The sequence below is a fragment of the Bradyrhizobium sp. 137 genome, assembly GCF_023074095.1.
In the GTDB taxonomy this organism is placed as follows: domain Bacteria; phylum Pseudomonadota; class Alphaproteobacteria; order Rhizobiales; family Xanthobacteraceae; genus Bradyrhizobium.
Window position 1 is genome coordinate 43,258 of the sequence record NZ_JADPKU010000003.1, and the last position, 18,919, is coordinate 62,176.

Below are 18,919 nucleotides of genomic sequence, written 5' to 3' on the forward strand. Positions count from 1 at the left end.
GTTCGGCATGCTTCTTCGTCGCAGTGGAATGCATACACGCTCGCCGGCATCACGCGCTCCCCTCCGCCGCCGCGGGGGTGCGCCGGATCATAGCTTGAGGGACATCATAGGCCTGGAATGCCGCCCAGTGCTTGTCGATATCGGCGCGGAACAGGTCGCGCGTGAGGCCGTGGACCAGCTTCGGCACCGCCGTCGTCATCGCATTGATCGAAGAGCCGGACGGACCAAAGCTCATGGTCGAGGCGATGGCGAACAGGTGAATGCCGGAGATCCACGGTGTTCGTCCAACCGCGCGCTCGCAGAAGGCATAGTCGTCCGACAAATAAGGAAAGGCGCCAAGGCGCGGGCTCTGTTCCTGCGCCGGCGGCGTGTAGCAGTCGGCCCAGCGCGCGATGTTATCGGCGCATCGCTTCAGCTCGGGGCGACCGGCAAAGTCCATCATGACGCCGGTGGCGCAGATGATGAAATCGACCGCGATCTCGCCACGTGGCGTGCGCAGCAGCACGCTGTCAACAGTCTCCCGCGCTCCCTCGACAGGTGCGCCCTCGTGCAGATGGAACGTCGCGTGCCGGGCGCAGCGATCATAGGTGGCTTGCGGAAATCCCTCGCGCAGCTCGAGCACCGCGCGCATGAAGCGCCAGCGCCAGGAATCGTCGAGCTCGGAGAAATGCCTGAGGAAGCCGCGGAAGGTCAGCCATCGATAGGGCTGCACCAGCTGGATCGCAGCGCGCCGGCACAGCAAATGCACGGCGCCCGCACCTGCCTCCAGTGCCATCGCTGCGTTATCGAAGGCCGAGGCGCCCGCGCCAATCACCGCGACGCGCTTGTCGCGTAGCGCGGTAAAATCTGTCGGCGCCGCGCAAGTAACGCATCGCGACGCCGGCAGATGGCGCAATGGTTCGGGAATGCTCCAATCGCCCATACCTTCCTGTCCCGTCGCGAGCACGATCTTGCGGGCGTAAAGCACCTCCTCGCTATGAGCAGTCCTCACTGTTACCCTCAGTAGGCCGTTAGCATCGGGTGCGATATCGGTCACCTCGCAGCCATTGTGCACCGGTAAACCGAGCACCTTCCGATACCACGACAGATAGGCCGCCCAATATTCGCGCGGGATCAGACCAAGATCGCGCCAGCTCTCCATTCCGAATTTGGCCTCGTGCCAGGCCTGATAGGTCAGGCTCGGCAGGTCGAGATCAGGGCCGGTGTAGTCCTTCGGACTGCGCAGGGTCGGCATCCGCGCATAGGTCAGCCATGGGCCTTCGCAACCCTCATCCGCCTTGTCGAGCACGAGGATGTTGGTGACCTGCGAGCGCTGCAGGCCGAAAGCCGTCGCAAGTCCGGATTGACCAGCCCCAACAATGAGCACGTCCAGAGCGCGGCTGCCATCGGGAGCCGTCATCGGCGTCAGCCAGGGCATGCCCGGATGCGCCGTCTTGGCAAGATCGGCGCGGACCTGAACTGCAAGTGCTGCAAGGCCATCACTCATGCCGCAAGCCACCCGCCATCGACTGGAAGCACCGTGCCGGTGACGAAGGAGGAATCGTCACTGGCGAGATAGAGCGCCGCCGCCGCCACCTCCTCGGCGCGGCCGAATCGCTTCATGGCATGACGCTGCCGCGAGGCCTCGCGCACCGACTCGGGATCGACATGGCGCGCAAAACTGCGGCGCAGCAGCGGCGTGTCGATCGCACCGGGCGCCAACGCGTTGACACGGATGCCATCGGTCGCGAAATCGATGGCCATGGTGCGGGTCAGGCTGACGATGGCGCCCTTGGCCGCAATATAGGCGCTGTTGCCCTTGCCGCCAGCGATTGCCAGCTGCGACGCCAGCGTGATGATGGCGCCCTTGCCTTGCCGCTGCATGATCGGCACCACCGCGCGCGCCCACAACCAGGTGCCGCCGACATTGGCACGGAATACCGCGTCCCAATCCGCCGGTGCGGTCGTGATCACGGTACCACCGCAGGAGAAGCCGGCAGACGTCATCAGCACGTCCAGCCTGCCGCCGCCTGTTGCGACACTTTCGACGGTGGCCCTTGCAAAATCGGCGTCGCCGACATCGCCAACATGGACGCTGCCGCTGCCACCCTGTTCGCGAAGCATCGCCAGTGTTTCGGCTGCGCTGTCAGCATCGCGATCGACCAGCGCGACGAAGGCGCCTTCGCGGGCGAACAGAACGGCGCTGGCCCGGCCGATCCCGGAGCCGCCGCCTGTGATGATCGCCATCCTGCCCGCCAGCTTCATCTCAGGCGCCGCCTCGATCATGATCATGCAACCAGCGCCGCATATGCTCCGCTGACTCCTCACAGCCAAATTTGGCGCGCCATCCGAATTCGTCGGCCATGCGCTGTACCGACAGCGGCGCCCGGGTCGGGCCGTGCACCGTCACGGTTGGTGTCTCGCCGGAGACAGCCACGCGGCAAACGAAACCGCTGTCCGGGTCGGCAAGAGCTTTATCAGCAAAAGCCTTGCCCCAGGCCTCGGCGGTGAACGTCACACCGCTCGAGATATTGTAAAGCATGTGGCGGGGCCGGGCGGCATCGAGCAGCACGGCGACAGCGGCGGCGACGTCGGCGGCATAGACCCAGTCCCGTGCACCGGGTTCGCTGAGCAACGCCGGCGCGCCCCGCCGCACGCAATCCACAATCAGCGCCTGCGGCGACGGCGTGTCGCGGACACCGCCTGCACGCTCGTACGGGCCAAAAACGCCCGAGAGCCGGACGCTGATCACATCGGCCTGCCAGAGGTCGGAGAGCCGCGCCACCACACGCTCAGAGCCGAATTTCGTGATCGCATACAGCGATTGCGGATCGCAGGGCGTCGTCTCTTCGAGCAGGGGATAATGCCGGCCGCTCGCGCCATAGCTTGCAGCGGACGACAGGTTGATCACACGCTGCACCTTTGCCTTGCGCGCAGCGGTCAGGATCGACACCTGCGCCAGCAGATTGACCGCCAGGATGCGCTCCGGCTCGGCGGCATCGCGCGCCGCGCCTGCCGTGATCGCGGCGCCAAGCACCACGGCATTGCATCCCGGTCCGACTGCGGCCTCAACCGCGCTGCGTTCGGTCACGTCCCCTCGCAGCACCCGCAAGCGTTCACCGTAGGGCGCAAAGGCGCAGCGCGCCTCCACCGGCAACTCGGCCTGATCGAACAGTGTGACCGCATGGCCGCGGGCAAGCAGCAGCTCCGCGATATTGAGCCCGACAAAGCCTGCGCCACCGAAGATCACGACGCTCATCTCGCGGTCCGCTCACAATAGCTTGGCGCCAAAATTCTGCTCCGGGTTCATGTCCGAGACCAATCGACCAGTCGGTTTCGCGGCCTCGCCGCCGCTGCGGGCCAGGAAGCGGCCGGAGCCCGGCGAGGCGTTCAGCCTTCCGCTTTCGACAATGACGCGGCCGCGGGAGAGCACCGTCACCGGCCAGCCCTGCAGCGAACGGCCGGCGAACGGGGTGTAGCCGGCCAGATCGTGCATCATCGTGTCGGTGACGGTCACGCGGCGATCGGGATCCCAGATCGCGATATCGGCGTCAGCGCCGACGGCGATCGAGCCCTTGCGCGGATGCAGATTGTAGATCTTGGCCGGCGCGGTCGCAGTCAGCTCGACGAATTTCTCGAGGCCAAGCCGTCCCTTGGAGACCATCGCATCGAACAGCAGCGGCAGCCGCATCTCGAGGCCCGGCAGGCCGTTGGCCACCTGCTTGAAGTTCGGGTTCGGCCCGGCGCGAAGCTTGCCGGTCTCGTCGAACCGATACGGCGCATGATCGGAGGAGATGGTCTGCAGATCGCCGAGCGATAACGCCTTCCACAGCGCCTCCTGGTCGTCCTTGCGGCGCGGTGGCGGGCTGCACATCCATTTGGCGCCTTCCGCGCCCGGCTTGTCGAGATCGTCGGCGGTGAGGAACAGATATTGCGGGCAGGTCTCGGCAAACACTTTCAACCCCTGTCCGCGGGCATCGCGGATCGTCTGCGCGCCCTCGGCGGTCGAGACGTGGAAGATCATGATCGGCTGGTCGACCAGGGCCGCCATGCCGATCAGGCGGTTGAACGCCTCTGCTTCCGAAAAGCGCGCATGGCTGATCGCGTGATATTTCGGATGAGTGTAGCCGCGCGCGAGCAGCCGCTTCACCATCCAGGAGATGATGCCGTGATTTTCCGCGTGCGCACACAGCATCGCGCCGCCCTCGCGCGCTGCAACGAGAATGTCGAGCAGCGGCTCGTCGTCGATCTTCAGCCGGTCATAGGTCATGAAAATCTTGATCGAGCCGTGACCCTGACGAATCAGCGTCGGCAGATCGCGCTCCAGCGTCTCTTTCGTCGGGTCGGCGATAATCATATGGAAGGCGTAGTCGATTACCGCGCCCTTGCGCGCCAGCGCATGATAATCCTCCAGCACCTGCGGCAGCTGCATGCCGACATGCTGCGCGGCAAAGGAAATGACCGAGGTGGTGCCGCCGAAGGCCGCCGACGTCGTGGCACTCTCGAAGGTGTCGGCATTCATGATGCCGGCGGCAGACAATTGCTCGATGTGACAATGGCTGTCGACACCGCCCGGCAGCACCAGCCTGCCGCGCGCGTCGATCTCGCGCTTGGCCGGGCCGAGCCCGCGCCCGATCGCAGCAATGGCTTCACCTGTGATTGCCACGTCGGCCTCGAACACGTCGGTGGTCGTGGCGACGCGCCCGCCGCGGATGATCAGGTCATAGGCGGGTTCGGTCATAACGGTGTCTCCTTGCGTAACTCTCGAAGTCCATTGGCGTTGCGCAGCTTTGCGGCGCGCCCTTGCGCCCTGCGCATGACCGCTTCATGCTGTCCATGGCATAGTGATTGCCTTTGTTTCGCATCGTCAAGCTTCGCACCGTCAACACTGCCCAAGCAGGAACCTCCCATGCCCCGACCGCGCATCATGGTCATCAACCCGAATTCCAACCGCGTGGTCACGGCCGGCCTTGCCGAAGCGCTGAAGCCGCTGGCCTTTGCCGACGGTCCGGAGATCGTGTGCGAGACCTTGGTCGAAGGACCCTACGGCATCGAGAGCCAGGCCGACGCCGAAAGCGTGGTGATGCCGCTGCGGCGGACCCTCGCCGGCGACAAGGAGTCGGCGGCCTTCGTGATCGCCTGCTACAGCGACCCCGGCCTGCATGTCTGCCGCGAGGCCACCACGCGGCCGGTGCTGGGCATTGCCGAATGCGGCGTGCTGACCGCGCTGACCCGCGCCGAGACCTTTGGCGTGATCGCGATCGCGCAGCGCTCGATCCGCCGGCATATGCGTTATCTGCGTCAGATGGGCCTGTTGGAGCGGCTGGCCGGCGAGCGCCCGCTCGACATGAGCGTGGCGGAAACCGCATCGGGCGAAGGCACGCTCGCCAAGATGATCGCGGTCGGCCGCGCCCTGAAAGAGGAGGACGGCGCCGGCGCCATCGTGATGGGCTGTGCCGGCATGGCGCGCCACCGGAAGCCGCTTGAGGAGGCGCTCGGCATTCCCGTGATCGATCCGACCCAGGCCGCCGTCACCATGGCGCTCGGCGCCGTGCAATTCGGCGCGCACTGAGGCACTGATTGACGGGCTAGCGTGCCTCACGCGCCCGCCTCGCCTGCCAATCGTCATAGCTCTCGCGGTCCATCGCGAACATGTCGCGCTGGGTCGAATAGAGATTGCCGAACAGGCGGCCGATCGGCTGATAGGTTGCCATGTCGACATACATCCGCGCCGGATCGAGCAGCCCTTCGCGCGCATGCAGATGCAAGACCTCGCCAACCAGCAGCTCGCGCCCCGGGCCAAACGCGAGCGAGACCTGCCGCCGGCATTCCAGCGCGAAGGGCGCCGCAGCCAGCCGCGGGACCTTGACCTCGGCACTCGCCTCCGTCGCCAGGCCCACGGCGGCGACCTCGCTCTCGCCGGAGGGAAAATCCACCGCGCAGTCGTTCATCGCTTTCGCCAGCGTCTCGTCCACCATATGCACGACGAATTCGCCGGTACGGTGGATGTTGCGGGTGGTGTCCTTGAACCGGCCATCGGGATGATGCTGCAGGCCGAGCACGATCAGCGGCGGGTTCTCGGAGAACACGTTGAAGAAGCTGAACGGCGCCGCATTCAGCGCGCCGTTGTCGTCTACCGTGGTGACAAAAGCGATCGGACGCGGCACCACCACACCGCACAAGAGCTTGTAGCGGTCGCGGGGCGCAAGGTCGCGAAACGACAGGCCGATCATCGGGCGCGTCCTCCGCAGTTCATGGCGGCGGCACCGCGCCGGTGCGGCCAGTGATCAGGCCGTAATGCTCGGTGCGGCGGTGCGCGGCGAAATTGAAGATCGTTTGCTTGCCGAATGCGGTGGCATCGAGATCGCAGGGATGAATCAGAAGCTCGTCGTCCTCCGTCCCGGCCTCGGCGACAATCTCGCCGTCGGGATTAACGATGATGCTGCCGCCGATCAGGGGATGGCCGTCCTCATTGCCGGCCTTGGCGACCGCGATCACCCAGCAGGAGTTCTGATAGGCGCCGGCCTGCACCGACAGGCGGTTATGGAACAACCGCTTCTCTGGCCCTTCGTCGCCCTTCTGCGCGTTGACCGACGGCGTGTTGTACCCGATCAGCACCATCTCGACGCCCTGCAAGCCCATCACGCGATAGGTTTCCGGCCAACGGCGGTCGTTACAGACCGCCATGCCCATGATGCCGCCGAGATTGCGCCAGACCGGGAAGCCGAGATCGCCCGGCTCGAAATAGCGCTTCTCAAGATGCTGATGCGTGCGCTCCGGATCGAACTCGGCATGCCCGGGCAAATGGATCTTGCGGTATTTTCCGACGATGTTGCCGCTGCGGTCGGTCAGGATGGCAGTGTTGAAGTGATGTCCGTCAGGCGTCAGCTCGGCATAGCCAAAGCTCATCGCCATCTCGTGGCGAGCCGCGCGCTCGAACAGCGGCCGCACAGCGTCATTGGGCATCTCTTGCTCGAACCAACCATTGGCATCGGCGCGGTTTTCCAGGTACCAGCGCGGGAAGAACGTGGTCAGCGCGAGTTCGGGATAGACGATCAGATCAGCACCCTTTGACTTGGCCTCATCCATCAGCGCGATCATTCGCTTGACGACGACATCGCGCCCGTCAGCGCGCTGGATCGGACCCATCTGAGCTGCGGCGACGTTGATCATGCGCATGGTTGTTGTTCTCCTTGCAAACTCAGCCGGCGAACGCGGCCTGCGCTTCCGGCAAATCCCAGATCTTGCCAATTGCAACAGCCCCTGCCGCGGTGATTGCAGCCTCGTCGCCGTGAACATAGCGGCCGGCGTCAATCAGCACACGGCCATCGACGATGACCTGATCGATATTGGCGCGGTTACCGAGCGCGATCAGCGCACGACGCGGATCGAACAGCGGCTGCAGATGCGGATGGGTCATGTCGATCACGGTCAGGTCGGCCGTCGCGCCGGGCGCGATCGTGCCGAGATCAGGGCGCTTCACCAGCGCAGCTGCGGTCACCGTCACCGATTCGATCAGGTCGGGCGCGCTCGCGACCTCGGCGCGCTGCAGCGCGAGCTTCGAGATCATCGACGCCGCATTCAGCTCGCCGAGCAGGTCCATGTTGTAGCCGTCGGTGCCGACTACCGTCCGCACGCCATGCTCGGCAAACCGGCCGAATGCGGCGGTCACGCCGGATCGGGCGAACACCCGCGGGCAGTTCAGCACCGCCGCGCCGCGCGCCGCCATCAGCTTCAGATCCCTGTCGGAGCTTGCGATGCAGTGCGCTGCGAGCAGATCGGGCGCCAGCAGGCCGAGCCAGTCGAGATATTCGGCCGGCGTGCGGCCGTCGTAGCGCTTGCCGATGGTTTCGACCTCGGCCCGGCTTTGCGCCAGATGGGTCGTGATGGGCACACCGAGCTCGCGGGCGCGCTCCGCGCACACCTTGAGCAGATCCGGGCCGCAGGTATCGGTCGCATGCGGACTCATCGCGAGGCCAATCCGGCCCCCGCCACAACCGTTCCAACGCTGATAGAGCGCGTTCCAAGTGGCGAGATCGGCCGCACCATCGTCGCCGGCGTACCTGACAACACCGTCCGGGCCAGCCTTGGCGTCTGACGTCGAGAACAGATAGGGCGCGCCGTAGAAGCGGATGCCCATCTCCTCGGCGGCGTCGAACATCTCGGGAATCGTGTTGCGGAACGGCTCCATCACCGTGGTCGCGCCGCCCTTCAGCAGTTGCAGGATGCCGAGCCGGGCCACCGCAAGGCGCTCTTCAGGCGAGAGCAGGTCGGCTCCGCGCTTGGTCAGCGGCAGCAGCACCGTATAGACGATGCTCTGATTGTTGCGCCGGCCGTTGCCGTCCTCGGTGTGGCTGCGCGCTACCGCCTCGCTGAAGCAATGATTATGCAGGTTCATCAAGCCCGGCAGGATGAAACGTCCAGGACGGTCACGGACCTCGGCGGCGGATGGCCGGTCCTTGCTGATCGCGGCGATCGTCTTGCCTTCGATCAGCACCCAGTGATCGCGCAGCACATCCTGCGCGCCGTCGCGGCGAGAGAGAACGTAGCTGCCGAAGATCGCGATGCTGCTCATGATGGACGCACGTTCCAGAAGACCGCAGTGCCGTCGAGGATGCCGGTGATGCTCTTGCGGTAGGCGGTCGGTTGCTTGTACAGGCCGATCGGAAGTACGGGATCTCCTCGAACGCCAGCGCCTGGATATCGTGGCAGATCCGCTGCTGCTCCTCCAGCGAGGACGCGGCCAACCACTGGCTGCGCAGGCCGCCCATCTCCTCGCTGCTATACCATCCGGCGACCTTGCCTTCGCCGCGCAGATTGGTGTTGCCGGCCGGATTGAGCCAGTCTATCCCCTGCCAGTTGCCGACCGCAGCACTCCAGCCGCCCTTGTCGATCGGGTCCTTTTTCAACTGGCGCTGCAGCACGACGGCAAAGTCGAGCGCGTGGTGTTCGACGTTCATCCCGGCTCTCCGCAGCATGTCGGCGGCGACCTGGCCAAGCGGCTTTTGCGCGGCCGAATTGCTCGGCGACAGCAGCACAACCTTTTCGCCATTGTAGCCGGCGGCAGCCAGTTCGGCCTTCACCTTAGCCATGTCGCGCGGACCGCGGAAGACGTCGAGGCCGACGTCATTGGCCATCGGCGTTCCCGGGGCGAAATAGCCAATCGGCGAAAGCTGGTAGGCCGGATCGACGCCTGCGACGGCGGTCATGAAGTCGGCCTGGTCGATCGCGCCCAGCAGCGCACGGCGGATCGCCGGATTGTCGAACGGCGGCTGCAGATGATTGACGCGAAGCATGCAGGCATAGCCGCGGGGATCGAGCACACGCGTCTCGACCTCGTCGGACTGCTTCAGCACCGGCAGCAGATCGTGCGGCGTGGTTTCCTGCCAATCCTGCTCGCCGGTCTGCAGTGCTGCGACGGCAGTCCCCGGATCCGGCGTCGTCGTCCACACCACGCGATCGTAATGCACGATCTTGGGACCGGCGGTCCAGTCGGGCTTGCCGTCCTGGCGCGGTTGATAGCGCTCGAATCTTGCATAGGCATTGCGCACGCCCGGCACGCGCTCATCCGCGATGAAACGAAACGGTCCGCTGCCGATCACTTCGGTGATCGGCTTGAGCGGATCCTGGTTCGCAAACCGCTCGGGCATCATGAACGCGGCATGCACCGCGGCCTTGCCGAGTGCCTGTGGCAGCAGCGGAAACGGCCGACGCAAACGAAAACGGATGGTGCGGTCATCGGGCGCGGACAGTTCCTCTGTCGCCGCCATCACTTCGCCGCCGAACCCGTCGCGCGAGGCCCAGCGGCGAATGCTGGCGACGCAGTCACGCGCCAGCACCCGCTCGCCGTCATGCCAGAAAAGCCCGTCGCGCAGCGTCAGGTCCCACTGCTTGGCGTCACTGGAGACGACATGGCCCGACACCATCTGCGGCGAGACTTCCAGCGCCGCATTCATGCCATAGAGCGTGTCGTAGACCATGAAGCCGTGGTTGCGCGACACCTGCGCGGTGGAATAGATCGGATCGAGGAAAGCCAGATCGATCACCGGGATGAAGCGCAGCGTGGTTTGCGATTGCGCGCGCACGATGCCCGGCAAGGAAAAGGCAGGCGCCATCGCGGCCGCGCGAAGCAGCGAGCGGCGGGAGAACTGCATCGAAGACGCGCCCATGCTCATCAGCGCGACTGACCCGCGGCTTCATGCTTCTGGAAGTTGCCTGCGATCGCCTCCCCGGTCGTGATCCACACGTCCGCGCAGGATTTGGCGTAGGTGAGAAACTCGCGCAGCAGGCGCAGCCGCATCGGACGGCCGCTGCACTGCGGATGCAGCACGGTCGTCACCATCGCGCCCCAATCGCGGACCTCGTCGAGTTCGTCCTTCCAGATCGAGAGCACATGCTCCTTCGGAAAGATCGAGCGCGGGCTGAAGCGTGCCGAGAGGCCGTGCATCCAGTCATCATAGCTCGCCGTGACCGGAAGCTCGATCGTGCCCGGGTTGCCGTCGGCGAGGCGGTGGCGATAGGGCCGGACGTCATCGCGGAACGAGGACGTATAGACGATGCCATGGCGTACCAGCGCCGTGCGCAGCTCCTCGGTGAACTCACCATAGGGCGCGCGGTAGCCGATCGGCTTGACGCCGAGCCGCCGCTTCAGCGCTTCAAAGCCCCGCTCCAGCTCGTCCTCGATCCAGGGATCTCCGGGGTCGGGCAGCAGATGGTGATAGCCGTGGTGGCCGATCTCATGACCGGCCTTGAGGATGGATTCGGCCATTGCCGGATGCGCATCGACCGACCAGCCGGTGACGAAGAACGTCGCCTTCAGGTCGAGTTGATCGAGCAGCTCCAGCAACTTCGGTGTGCCGACCCGCGCCTCATAGCCGCCATAGCTCATGGTGATCAGGCGCTGGGCGTGCACGGCGTCCTTGCTGGTCCAGGCGCTCTCAGCGTCGACATCGAACGACAGGAACATCGCCGACCCCCAAGGCTTCGGCCAGGGATAATTCGGTGCCGGGTCCGCGGTGTTCGCCGGGACGAGCGGGATGCTCTGGAGTGCCTTACTGTCCAGCATTGATGGTCGCCTTCTCTACGCCGTTGTCGTTCAGTTTCCACTTCACAAGCAGGCTGCGGTAGGTGCCGTCGGCGATCAGCGCGTCCAGCGCTTCCACAAAGGCCTGCTGCAACGCCTTCTCCTTGACCGGCAAGGCGATCCCGGTGAACTGCGCCGCGATCGCCTGCCCGACGGGCGCATAGGCGCCGGGCTCCTGGTCCATGATGTAGAGCAGCGTCTCGCTGCCCTGGACGGCCGCGTCGATCCGACCCTGCTTCAACTGCGTGCGCGCGTCAGCGGAGCCTTCGGTGCCGACGACCACGATCGCATTGCCGCCGCAATGCGCCGTGCTCCACGCCGCGATCTGGTCCGGGAACATGGTGCGGCGGCTGGCGCCGACCTTCTTGCCACACAGCGCCGCCATGTCCTTGAACTCGGCTGCACGGGATTGCTGCACAAAGAACTGCGGGCCGCTGCGCAGATAATCGACGAAGCTTGCCGCCTCATGACGCGTGGCATAATCGGTGAAGCCGGACAGGATCGCGTCCACCCGCCCCGACGAGATCGACGGCATGAACTGCGCAAAACTGGTCTCCTCCCACTCCAGCTTGATGCCGAGCTTGCGGCCAAGCGCCTCGCCCAGGTCGATGTCGAACCCGGCCAGCGCGTTGGTGACGGGATCGCGGAACTCCATCGGCGGATAGTTCGGCACGATTGCGACCTTGATAGTGCCCCGTTTCGTGATCTCCGCAGGCAGCTCGATCGCAAAGACCGGTCCGGCCATGATCAATCCAACTAAGCCCGCAACAACCAGCCTGATCATCAAAAGTGCCCCCATCAAATCACTGCCGCCAGAAATGCCCGCGTACGTGCCTCGCGCGGCGCCCCGAGAACGTCGGCGGCGCGCCCGGATTCCACAATCGCGCCATGATCCATGTAGACGACGCGATCAGCGACCTCGCGGGCAAAGCCAAGCTCGTGCGTCACCACCATCATGGTCATGCCGCTCTGCGCGAGCTCCTTCATGACAGCCAGCACCTCGCCCACAAGCTCGGGATCGAGCGCGCTGGTCGGCTCGTCGAACAGCATTAGCATCGGCTTCATCGCCAGCGCCCGGGCGATCGCCACGCGCTGCTGCTGGCCGCCCGAAAGCTGCGACGGATAGGAGTCCGCTTTCGTCGCAAGCCCGACGCGCCGCAGGAGCTCGATTGCCTCGGCGCGCACCTCGCCCGGGTTGCGGCCCTGCACCTGCACCGGTCCTTCCGTGATGTTCTCCAGCGCAGTCTTGTGCGGAAACAGGTTGAAGCGCTGGAACACCATGCCGGTTTTCAGCCGCTGCCGCGCGATCTGCCGGTCGGTGAGGCGGCGCAGCTTGCCGCCCTCCTCGCGGACGCCCAGCATCTCGCCATCCAGCCAGATACCACCGCTGTCGATCACGGTAAGCTGGTTGATGCAGCGAAGCAGCGTTGTCTTGCCAGAACCTGACGCACCGATCAGACACAGAACCTCGCCGGGCCACACGTCGAGCGAGACATTCCTGAGAGCCTGGAACTCTCCAAAGGCCTTGCTGACGGAGCGGATCGCGACGAGCGGTTTCGTCATCGGTTGATCCGTGCCGTTCCACGCGCAAAATGGCGCTCGAGCAGCATCTGCAGAGGCGTCAGGATCGATACCACCAGCAGATACCAGCAGCCGGCGACGATCAGAAGCTCGATGACGCGCGAATTCGCATAGTAGATATTCTCGGCGTTGTGCAGCACCTCGGGATACTGGATCACGCTGGCGAGCGAGGTCGCCTTCACCATGCCGATGAACTCGTTGCCGAGCGGTGGAATCACCACCCGCATCGCCTGAGGCAGGATAATCCGCCGCAGCGCCCGCAGCCGCCCCAGGCCGATCGCCTGCGCCGCCTCATACTGCCCGGCGTCGACCGACAGCATGCCGGCGCGCATCACTTCCGACGTATAGGCACCCTGGTTGATGCCGAGCCCGAGCAGCGCTGCGAGGAACGGCGTCATGACGTCAACGGCCCGCGCCGTCCACAGGCCGGGAATACCGATGGTCGGAAACACCAGCGCGAGGTTGAACCACAGGAGGAGTTGCAGGATCAGCGGCGTGCCGCGGAACAGCCAAGTGTAACCTGCAGCAACCGACTTCAGCACCGGATTGGGTGACAGCCGCATGATCGCCGCGACCGCGCCGAGGACGATGCCGAGTGCCATCGCGAGTACCGCCATCACCATGGTGTTGACGATGCCCTGGAGGATCACCTTCGCGGTCAGGAAGCGGCTGACATAGGACCATTCGATCTGGCCATTGGCAAAGGCGCGAGCGATCGCCGCAAGCACAACGACGATCGCGGCCGCAGCCAGCCACCGCCGCCAGTGGATCTCCCGCGCGATCTGCATCTGCGAGAGATCAGGAAAGCCTTCCGCCAGCGTCGGCGCCGCCCTCATTGCGGCGCCGCATTCATCAAGGGCTTGGAAACCGCGTTCGCGCCCAAACCGAATTTCTCGAGGATCTTCTTGTAGGAGCCGTCGGCGATCATCGCCGCCAGATGCTCCGTCACCACTTCGCGCAGTGCGACATCGTCCTTGCGGAACATGATGCCCTGATAGCCGATTGCAAAGGGCTCGCCGACGACACGGTATTTGCCAGCCTCCTGCGCCTGCGCAAAGGGCAGCGTCTCGCCGCCCTGAACTGCAGCGTCGATGCGGCCCTGCTTGAGCTGGTTGCGCACGTCGATCGAGTTCTCGCCCGGAACATACTGAATGGCCGGCTTGCCGGCGGTCTCGCAATTCTGCTTGCTCCATTTCTCGATCTCGATCGGGAAGCTGGTGCTGCGGGTGGTGCCGACCTTCTTGCCGCAGAGGTCGGTGGCGGCGGTCGCCTCATGGTCGGCCAGCACGAAGAACTGCGGTCCGGTGGTCAGATAGTCGATGAAGTCGGCGGTCTCGCGCCGTGAGGCGCGGTCGGAAATGCCGCTGATGATGAAATCGGCGCGCTTGGTCTGCAGCGACGGAATGAGCTCGGCGAACGGCGTCTCGCTCCAGACGATCTTCACGCCAAGCCGCCTGGCAAGCTCGTTGGCGAGATCGATATCGAGCCCGACCAGCTCGTTGGTTGCGGGATCGCGATACTCCATCGGCGCGTAGGTCGAATTAACAGTCAGTTTCAGCGTACCGGCCTGCTTGATCTCTGCTGGCAGTTCGGCTGCCGAGGCGACGGCCGCAGCAGCGAATGCGGCGAGCCCGAGGAAAAGCGAGAGGCGTATCATGTCAGCTCCTTTGCCAACGCTGCAACCGGCCGCGTATTAGTCCATGTCGAGAAGCGCCGGCTCGATGACGCCGGCGCGTTCGGTGATCGCCCGGTATTGCTCGGGCCGCCGGTGGGCCGCAAAATTGAACATCTTGTCCTTGCCCTGACGGCAGAGATCGAGATCGATGTCGGCGACGATGACTTCGTCGGCGAGGGTCTTCGCCTGTGCAACGATCCTGCCATTCGGATCGACGATGCAGGAGCCGCCGATCAGGCCGGAGCCATCCTCGTCGCCCGCCTTCGCCACCGCAATCGCCCAGGTCGCGTTCATGTAGGCGTTGGCCTGTGCGACGAGCGTCGAATGGAAGGTGCGCAGCGCGGCATCCTCGCTGGTCCCGCCGTTCGGATCGTAGGCCGCGGAGTTGTAGCCGATGCACACGAGCTCAACGCCCTGCAGGCCGAGCATCCGCCAGGATTCCGGCCAGCGGCGATCATTGCAGATCATCATGCCCATGATCGCGTGTCCCCACGCCGAACCCGTGCGGAAGGCCGGAAAGCCGAGATCGCCATACTCGAAATAGCGTTTCTCGAGTTGCTGATAGCGCGCGCCCGCCCGCGGCTCGACCGAGCCCGGCAGATGCACCTTGCGATAGCGGCCGATGATCTCGCCGACGTCGTCGACCAGGATCGCGCAATTGTAGCGCCGGCCATCTGCTGTCAGCTCGGCATAGCCGACATAGAAGCCGACGCCGAGCGCGCGGGCGCGGTCGAACAGCGCTTGGACAGCCGGGTTCGGCATGCCGCGCTCGAAATACTGATCGAGCCCATCGCCTTCGAGCAGCCAGCGCGGAAAGAACGTCGTGAAGGCCAGTTCGGGAAACACCACGAGGCGCGCGCCTTGTTCAGCCGCCGCATCCAACAGTTTCAACATGCGATCGAGCGTATGCGCGCGGGTGTCTGCTCTTTGCGTCGGCCCCATCTGGGCGGCGGCAGCACGAAGGACGCGGGTCAAACATTGCCTCCAAATCTAGCGGACTGCTGCCTCGTTAGGCGAACCGATTTTACGTTCGGCAGCACACTTTCCGCAGTGCATTACAAGAAAGCTGGACAGCATTGGCAATCACTCGTGCTATGATATTTTCGGCCAGACTATAACGGGCACGAATAGATGAACCTGCGTCAACTCGAAATTATGCGTGCGGTCGTTCGACACCGGACAACGGTCGCAGCAGCCGAGGAGCTGTCGCTCTCACAGCCAGCGATCAGCAACGCGCTGAAGGCAATGGAGACGCAGGCGGGCTTCGCCTTGTTCGAGCGCGTCAACAACCGCCTGTTTCCGACCGCGGAGGCGATGGCGCTCTACAAGGAAAGCGAGACGATTTTTGCGCTGCATGCCAAGCTGGAAAACCGCGTCCGTGACCTCAGGGAATGTCGCACTGGGCATCTGTCGATCGTCGCAACGCCGCCGCTGGCCTACAGCATCATCCCGCCCGCATTGTCGGTCTTCCTGCGTCGGCGACCGCAGACGCGGATGTTCTTCGACGTACGCCGCTATGAGGGCATCATCGACGGACTGCTGAGCCGGGTCGCCGAGCTCGGCTTCGTGCTCGGCTTCTCGCATCATCCAGGCATCGCGCATGAAGTGGTCCGCGCCGGCGAGATGGCCTGCGTCATGCCGCCGCAGCATCCGCTGGCGGACCGCGCGGTGATCACCGCGTCCGATCTCGTCGATCTACCCTTCATCGGGCTCGAGCGTGGAACACAGTTGGGTGAGGCCGTGCGCGCGAGTTTTGCTTCGGCCGGCGCTTCATTCCAGCCGACCGTCGAGGTGCGATACTGCAACACCGCCTGCGTGCTCGCCGCGGCAGGCATCGGCGCGGCGGTGGTGGATCCATTCTCGCCGCACCAGGCTGGAAATCAAGAGCTGGTCATACGCCCCTTCCTTCCCAAGACACCTGCGCTGGCATACATGCTGTGGTCGGAAGCGGAGCCGATCTCGCGTCTTGCAAGAGTGTTCCTCGATGAAGTCCGCCGAGCAAGCCGGCAGCTTGAATGATGAGGGCATCTTACTGCTGACTGCACAAGCCGACGTCGCACCTGGTCAGGCCGCCCGACTACGCGCGAAATCGTTCTGACGTACCGCCATCATCCGTGTCCGGCGATCCGCAAGGCAAGGTCGAGTGCCCGCAACTCATCCGGCGTCGCCGGCGGCTGCGGCGGCCGCACCGCGTCGCATGACAGACGTCCGAGCAGCTTCAGGCAGGCTTTGAGCCGCACCGTTGCCCGTCCTCCGGGCGGATCGCGGTAGATCGCACCTGCCAGGGGATACAGCTTCTCGTGCACTGCGCGAGCCCGCGGCCAATCGCCAGCCTCCGCCGCAATCCAGAGGCTGACCACTAGTTCCGGAACGACACAGGCGAGACTGACTTGGCTGCCGGCCGAGCCGACGAGATAACTCGTCAGCAGGTGCTCATCTCCCGAGCCGAGCACGACGAAGTCCGACCGCAGCTTGCGGATCAGCCTCAGATTCTGTTCGTAGGCAGCGACCTCCCAGCTGCCCTCCTTGATCGCGACGAAGCGAGGATCGGCGACGAGCTGCTCGAGCAGCGGCGATGCATAGGTCATCGCACCCGCACCGACCGGCGCGGCGTAGAGCATCAGCGGCACGGTCGTGGCATCGCGGATATGGCGGTGATGTTCGATAACACAGCCGTCGGCGTGACCGAGCGCCCAGCTATTGGGCGGAAAAACCAGCAGACCGTCCGCACCCGCCTGCTCCAGCGTGGCTGCCTCTCGCGCAGCCTCCGGGCTGGATTCATGATTGACGCCAGAGACGATCAGGCAGTCCTTCGGAGCGTGCTCGCTCGCCAGCTCCACCACGCGCTGCTTTTCAGCGAGGGACAGCACGAAATTCTCGCCGGCGTGGCCGTTGACCAGGAGTCCATTGATGCCGGGCGTGGACGCGACCGAGGCGAGATGCGCGGCGAGCTTTGCCTCATCGATCTCGAAATCGGGCGTCATCGGCACGATCGTCGCAGCATGAATGCCGCGCAGCCGATCTGCGAACGACCGCGAAATTGTCATCCCGCCGGACATCGCCGTCTAGTGAATGATCTGGTCGAGGAACGTCTTCGCCCGCTCGGATTTCGGATGGTTGAAGAAGTCCACCGGCGCAGCCTGCTCCACGACCTTGCCCTCGTTCATGAACACGATGCGGTCGGCGACCTCGCGGGCAAAGCCCATCTCGTGCGTCACGCACAGCATGGTCATGCCCTCCTCCGCGAGCTTTTTCATGGTCTCCAGGACTTCCTTGACCATCTCAGGGTCGAGCGCCGAGGTCGGCTCGTCGAACAGCATGATCTTGGGACGCATGCACAGCGCGCGTGCGATGGCGACACGCTGCTGCTGGCCGCCCGACAGCTGGCCGGGGAATTTCTCGGCCTGGTCCGGAATCCGGACCTTGGTGAGGAAATGCATGGCAAGGTTCTTTGCCTCCGCTTCCGACATGCCATTCACGGTCATCGGCGCCAGGATGCAATTCTCCAGCACCGTCATGTGCGGGAACAGGTTGAAGCTCTGGAACACCATGCCGGTGTCGCGCCTGACCACATCGATGTTTTTGCGCTGGCGATCGAGCTCGACGCCGTTGACGTAGATCAGGCCCTCGTCGTGCTTCTCGATGTGATTGATGCAGCGGATGAGCGTCGACTTGCCCGAGCCGGACGGACCGCAGATCACGATCTTCTCGCCTTTGGCGACCTTGAGATCGACCTCATTCAACGCGGTGAAGTCGCCATAGTGCTTGTAGACGGCCTCCATCCGGACCGCAGGCACCTCACGGAGCTGCGGTTGCGCTGTTGCACCTTCGACGCCGCTCCCCATAGCGGTATTCATCGATGTCTCGCTCATGCGCGAGCCTCCACGCTCGCCTGCACAACCGGCCCCCTCGCGTCGAGGCGCCTCGACTTCGCAGCACTCGACCGACCAAAGTGCTTCTCCAGCCGGCGTTGAATCGCATCCCAGACCGAGGTGAGGATCAGGTAATAGGCGGTTGCCGCCGCATAGACTTCGAGGATTTGGAAATGCTCCTGCATCAGCATGTCGCTGCGGCGCATGAGCTCTTCCACCGAGATCACGGAGGCGAGCGAGGTCGCCTTCAGTAGCGAGTTGATGGAGTTGCCGAGCGGCGGGATCATCAACCGGAACGCCTGCGGCAAGGTCACGCGGCGGAACGTGACCCAGGGCGACAGGCTGAGCGCCCAGGCGGCCTCGCGCTGTCCTGCCGACACCGCCATGAAGCCGCTGCGCACGATCTCGGCGAGATAGGCCGCCTCATTGAGGATCAGGCCGACGAGTGCGCAGGTGATCACGCTGAACTTGATGCCCAGCTGCGGCAAGCCGCTGTAGATCACCACCAGCTGGATCAGCAGCGGCGTGCCGCGGAAGAACCAGATGTAGAAGCGCGCAGCGCCCGCGAGCGCCGGATTGGACGACATGCGCAGCAACGCGACGCCCATGCCGAGGATCAAGCCGCCGACGACCGCCGCCACCGTCAAGCCGATGGTAACGAGCACTCCCTTCATCAGGAAGTAATTGAAGAAGTAGCTGACGGCGGCCGTCGGACTGAAATGGCTCATC

The 18,919-nt window shown here is 64.6% G+C and carries 18 protein-coding genes and 1 pseudogene; 2 read left to right on the forward strand and 17 right to left on the reverse strand.

All coding sequences use genetic code 11. The features are described from left to right. Window positions 1–49: 49 nt before the first annotated feature. From IVA78_RS00565 to hydA, 4 genes are read right to left on the reverse strand one after another with little or no spacing between them, the layout of a single operon-like run. Entirely contained in the window at window positions 50–1,486 is a 1,437-nt protein-coding gene (locus IVA78_RS00565; protein ID WP_247281377.1) for an NAD(P)/FAD-dependent oxidoreductase, read from the reverse strand. Further along, complete coding sequence (locus IVA78_RS00570) at window positions 1,483–2,244, reverse strand: SDR family oxidoreductase (protein WP_346015532.1); 762 nt, start codon at window positions 2,242–2,244, stop codon at window positions 1,483–1,485. The genes IVA78_RS00565 and IVA78_RS00570 overlap by 4 nt, the downstream gene beginning before the upstream one ends. Before the next feature lies 1 nt (window position 2,245). After that, window positions 2,246–3,238, reverse strand: coding sequence for an NAD(P)-dependent oxidoreductase (locus IVA78_RS00575; RefSeq protein WP_247281375.1), 993 nt, complete (start codon window positions 3,236–3,238; stop codon window positions 2,246–2,248). Window positions 3,239–3,250: 12 nt separating this feature from the next. Continuing rightward, the gene (hydA, locus tag IVA78_RS00580) at window positions 3,251–4,720 is read right to left on the reverse strand and encodes a dihydropyrimidinase (RefSeq protein WP_247415289.1); all 1,470 of its coding nucleotides are present in this window, start codon (window positions 4,718–4,720) and stop codon (window positions 3,251–3,253) included. Between the two features lie 168 nt (window positions 4,721–4,888). Here hydA and IVA78_RS00585 point away from each other — a divergent pair, with 168 nt between their 5' ends. Then, complete coding sequence (locus IVA78_RS00585; protein ID WP_247281373.1) at window positions 4,889–5,551, forward strand: aspartate/glutamate racemase family protein; 663 nt, start codon at window positions 4,889–4,891, stop codon at window positions 5,549–5,551. Window positions 5,552–5,567: 16 nt separating this feature from the next. Here the strand turns inward: IVA78_RS00585 and IVA78_RS00590 are convergent, their stop codons facing one another. The 10 genes and pseudogenes from IVA78_RS00590 to IVA78_RS00635 form a co-directional block, all read right to left on the reverse strand. After that, window positions 5,568–6,212, reverse strand: coding sequence for a flavin reductase family protein (locus tag IVA78_RS00590; protein ID WP_247281372.1), 645 nt, complete (start codon window positions 6,210–6,212; stop codon window positions 5,568–5,570). Window positions 6,213–6,231: 19 nt separating this feature from the next. Further along, window positions 6,232–7,158 carry an N-carbamoyl-D-amino-acid hydrolase gene (locus tag IVA78_RS00595; RefSeq protein WP_247281371.1) on the reverse strand — a complete coding sequence of 309 codons (927 nt, stop codon included), beginning with the start codon at window positions 7,156–7,158 and terminating at the stop codon, window positions 6,232–6,234. Between the two features lie 22 nt (window positions 7,159–7,180). Beyond that, a complete protein-coding gene (locus tag IVA78_RS00600; RefSeq protein WP_247281370.1) occupies window positions 7,181–8,554 on the reverse strand; it encodes an amidohydrolase family protein in 1,374 nt (457 codons plus the stop codon). After that, a pseudogene (locus tag IVA78_RS34185) lies at window positions 8,551–10,133 on the reverse strand (ABC transporter substrate-binding protein). The gene IVA78_RS00600 and the pseudogene IVA78_RS34185 overlap by 4 nt, the downstream one beginning before the upstream one ends. Before the next feature lie 20 nt (window positions 10,134–10,153). After that, complete coding sequence (locus IVA78_RS00610; protein ID WP_247281368.1) at window positions 10,154–11,044, reverse strand: polysaccharide deacetylase; 891 nt, start codon at window positions 11,042–11,044, stop codon at window positions 10,154–10,156. Then, window positions 11,031–11,846, reverse strand: coding sequence for an ABC transporter substrate-binding protein (locus IVA78_RS00615; RefSeq protein WP_247281367.1), 816 nt, complete (start codon window positions 11,844–11,846; stop codon window positions 11,031–11,033). The genes IVA78_RS00610 and IVA78_RS00615 overlap by 14 nt, the downstream gene beginning before the upstream one ends. A 14-nt stretch (window positions 11,847–11,860) precedes the next feature. After that, window positions 11,861–12,625, reverse strand: coding sequence for an amino acid ABC transporter ATP-binding protein (locus tag IVA78_RS00620; RefSeq protein WP_247281366.1), 765 nt, complete (start codon window positions 12,623–12,625; stop codon window positions 11,861–11,863). Then, complete coding sequence (locus tag IVA78_RS00625; RefSeq protein ID WP_247281365.1) at window positions 12,622–13,479, reverse strand: amino acid ABC transporter permease; 858 nt, start codon at window positions 13,477–13,479, stop codon at window positions 12,622–12,624. The genes IVA78_RS00620 and IVA78_RS00625 overlap by 4 nt, the downstream gene beginning before the upstream one ends. Then, on the reverse strand, window positions 13,476–14,300 hold the full coding sequence (locus IVA78_RS00630; protein WP_247281364.1) for an ABC transporter substrate-binding protein: 825 nt from the start codon (window positions 14,298–14,300) through the stop codon (window positions 13,476–13,478). Before IVA78_RS00630 ends, IVA78_RS00625 begins: the two co-directional genes overlap by 4 nt. 36 nt (window positions 14,301–14,336) lie before the next feature. Then, window positions 14,337–15,293, reverse strand: a complete 957-nt coding sequence (locus IVA78_RS00635; protein ID WP_256464561.1) for an N-carbamoyl-D-amino-acid hydrolase — start codon at window positions 15,291–15,293, stop codon at window positions 14,337–14,339. A gap of 156 nt (window positions 15,294–15,449) precedes the next feature. Between IVA78_RS00635 and IVA78_RS00640 the strand changes: the two genes are divergently transcribed. Then, window positions 15,450–16,337 (forward strand): LysR family transcriptional regulator, encoded by an 888-nt coding sequence (locus IVA78_RS00640; RefSeq protein WP_247463682.1) that lies wholly within the window; start codon window positions 15,450–15,452, stop codon window positions 16,335–16,337. Between the two features lie 89 nt (window positions 16,338–16,426). On the opposite strand, the gene IVA78_RS00645 is transcribed toward IVA78_RS00640, so the two are convergent. From IVA78_RS00645 to IVA78_RS00655, 3 genes are read right to left on the reverse strand one after another with little or no spacing between them, the layout of a single operon-like run. Beyond that, entirely contained in the window at window positions 16,427–17,365 is a 939-nt protein-coding gene (locus IVA78_RS00645; RefSeq protein WP_247281362.1) for a dihydrodipicolinate synthase family protein, read from the reverse strand. An 18-nt stretch (window positions 17,366–17,383) separates the two neighbouring features. Beyond that, complete coding sequence (locus tag IVA78_RS00650) at window positions 17,384–18,190, reverse strand: amino acid ABC transporter ATP-binding protein (RefSeq protein WP_275974750.1); 807 nt, start codon at window positions 18,188–18,190, stop codon at window positions 17,384–17,386. Further along, window positions 18,187–18,918, reverse strand: a complete 732-nt coding sequence (locus IVA78_RS00655) for an amino acid ABC transporter permease (RefSeq protein WP_247281361.1) — start codon at window positions 18,916–18,918, stop codon at window positions 18,187–18,189. The genes IVA78_RS00650 and IVA78_RS00655 overlap by 4 nt, the downstream gene beginning before the upstream one ends. Between the last annotated feature and the right edge of the window lies 1 nt (window position 18,919).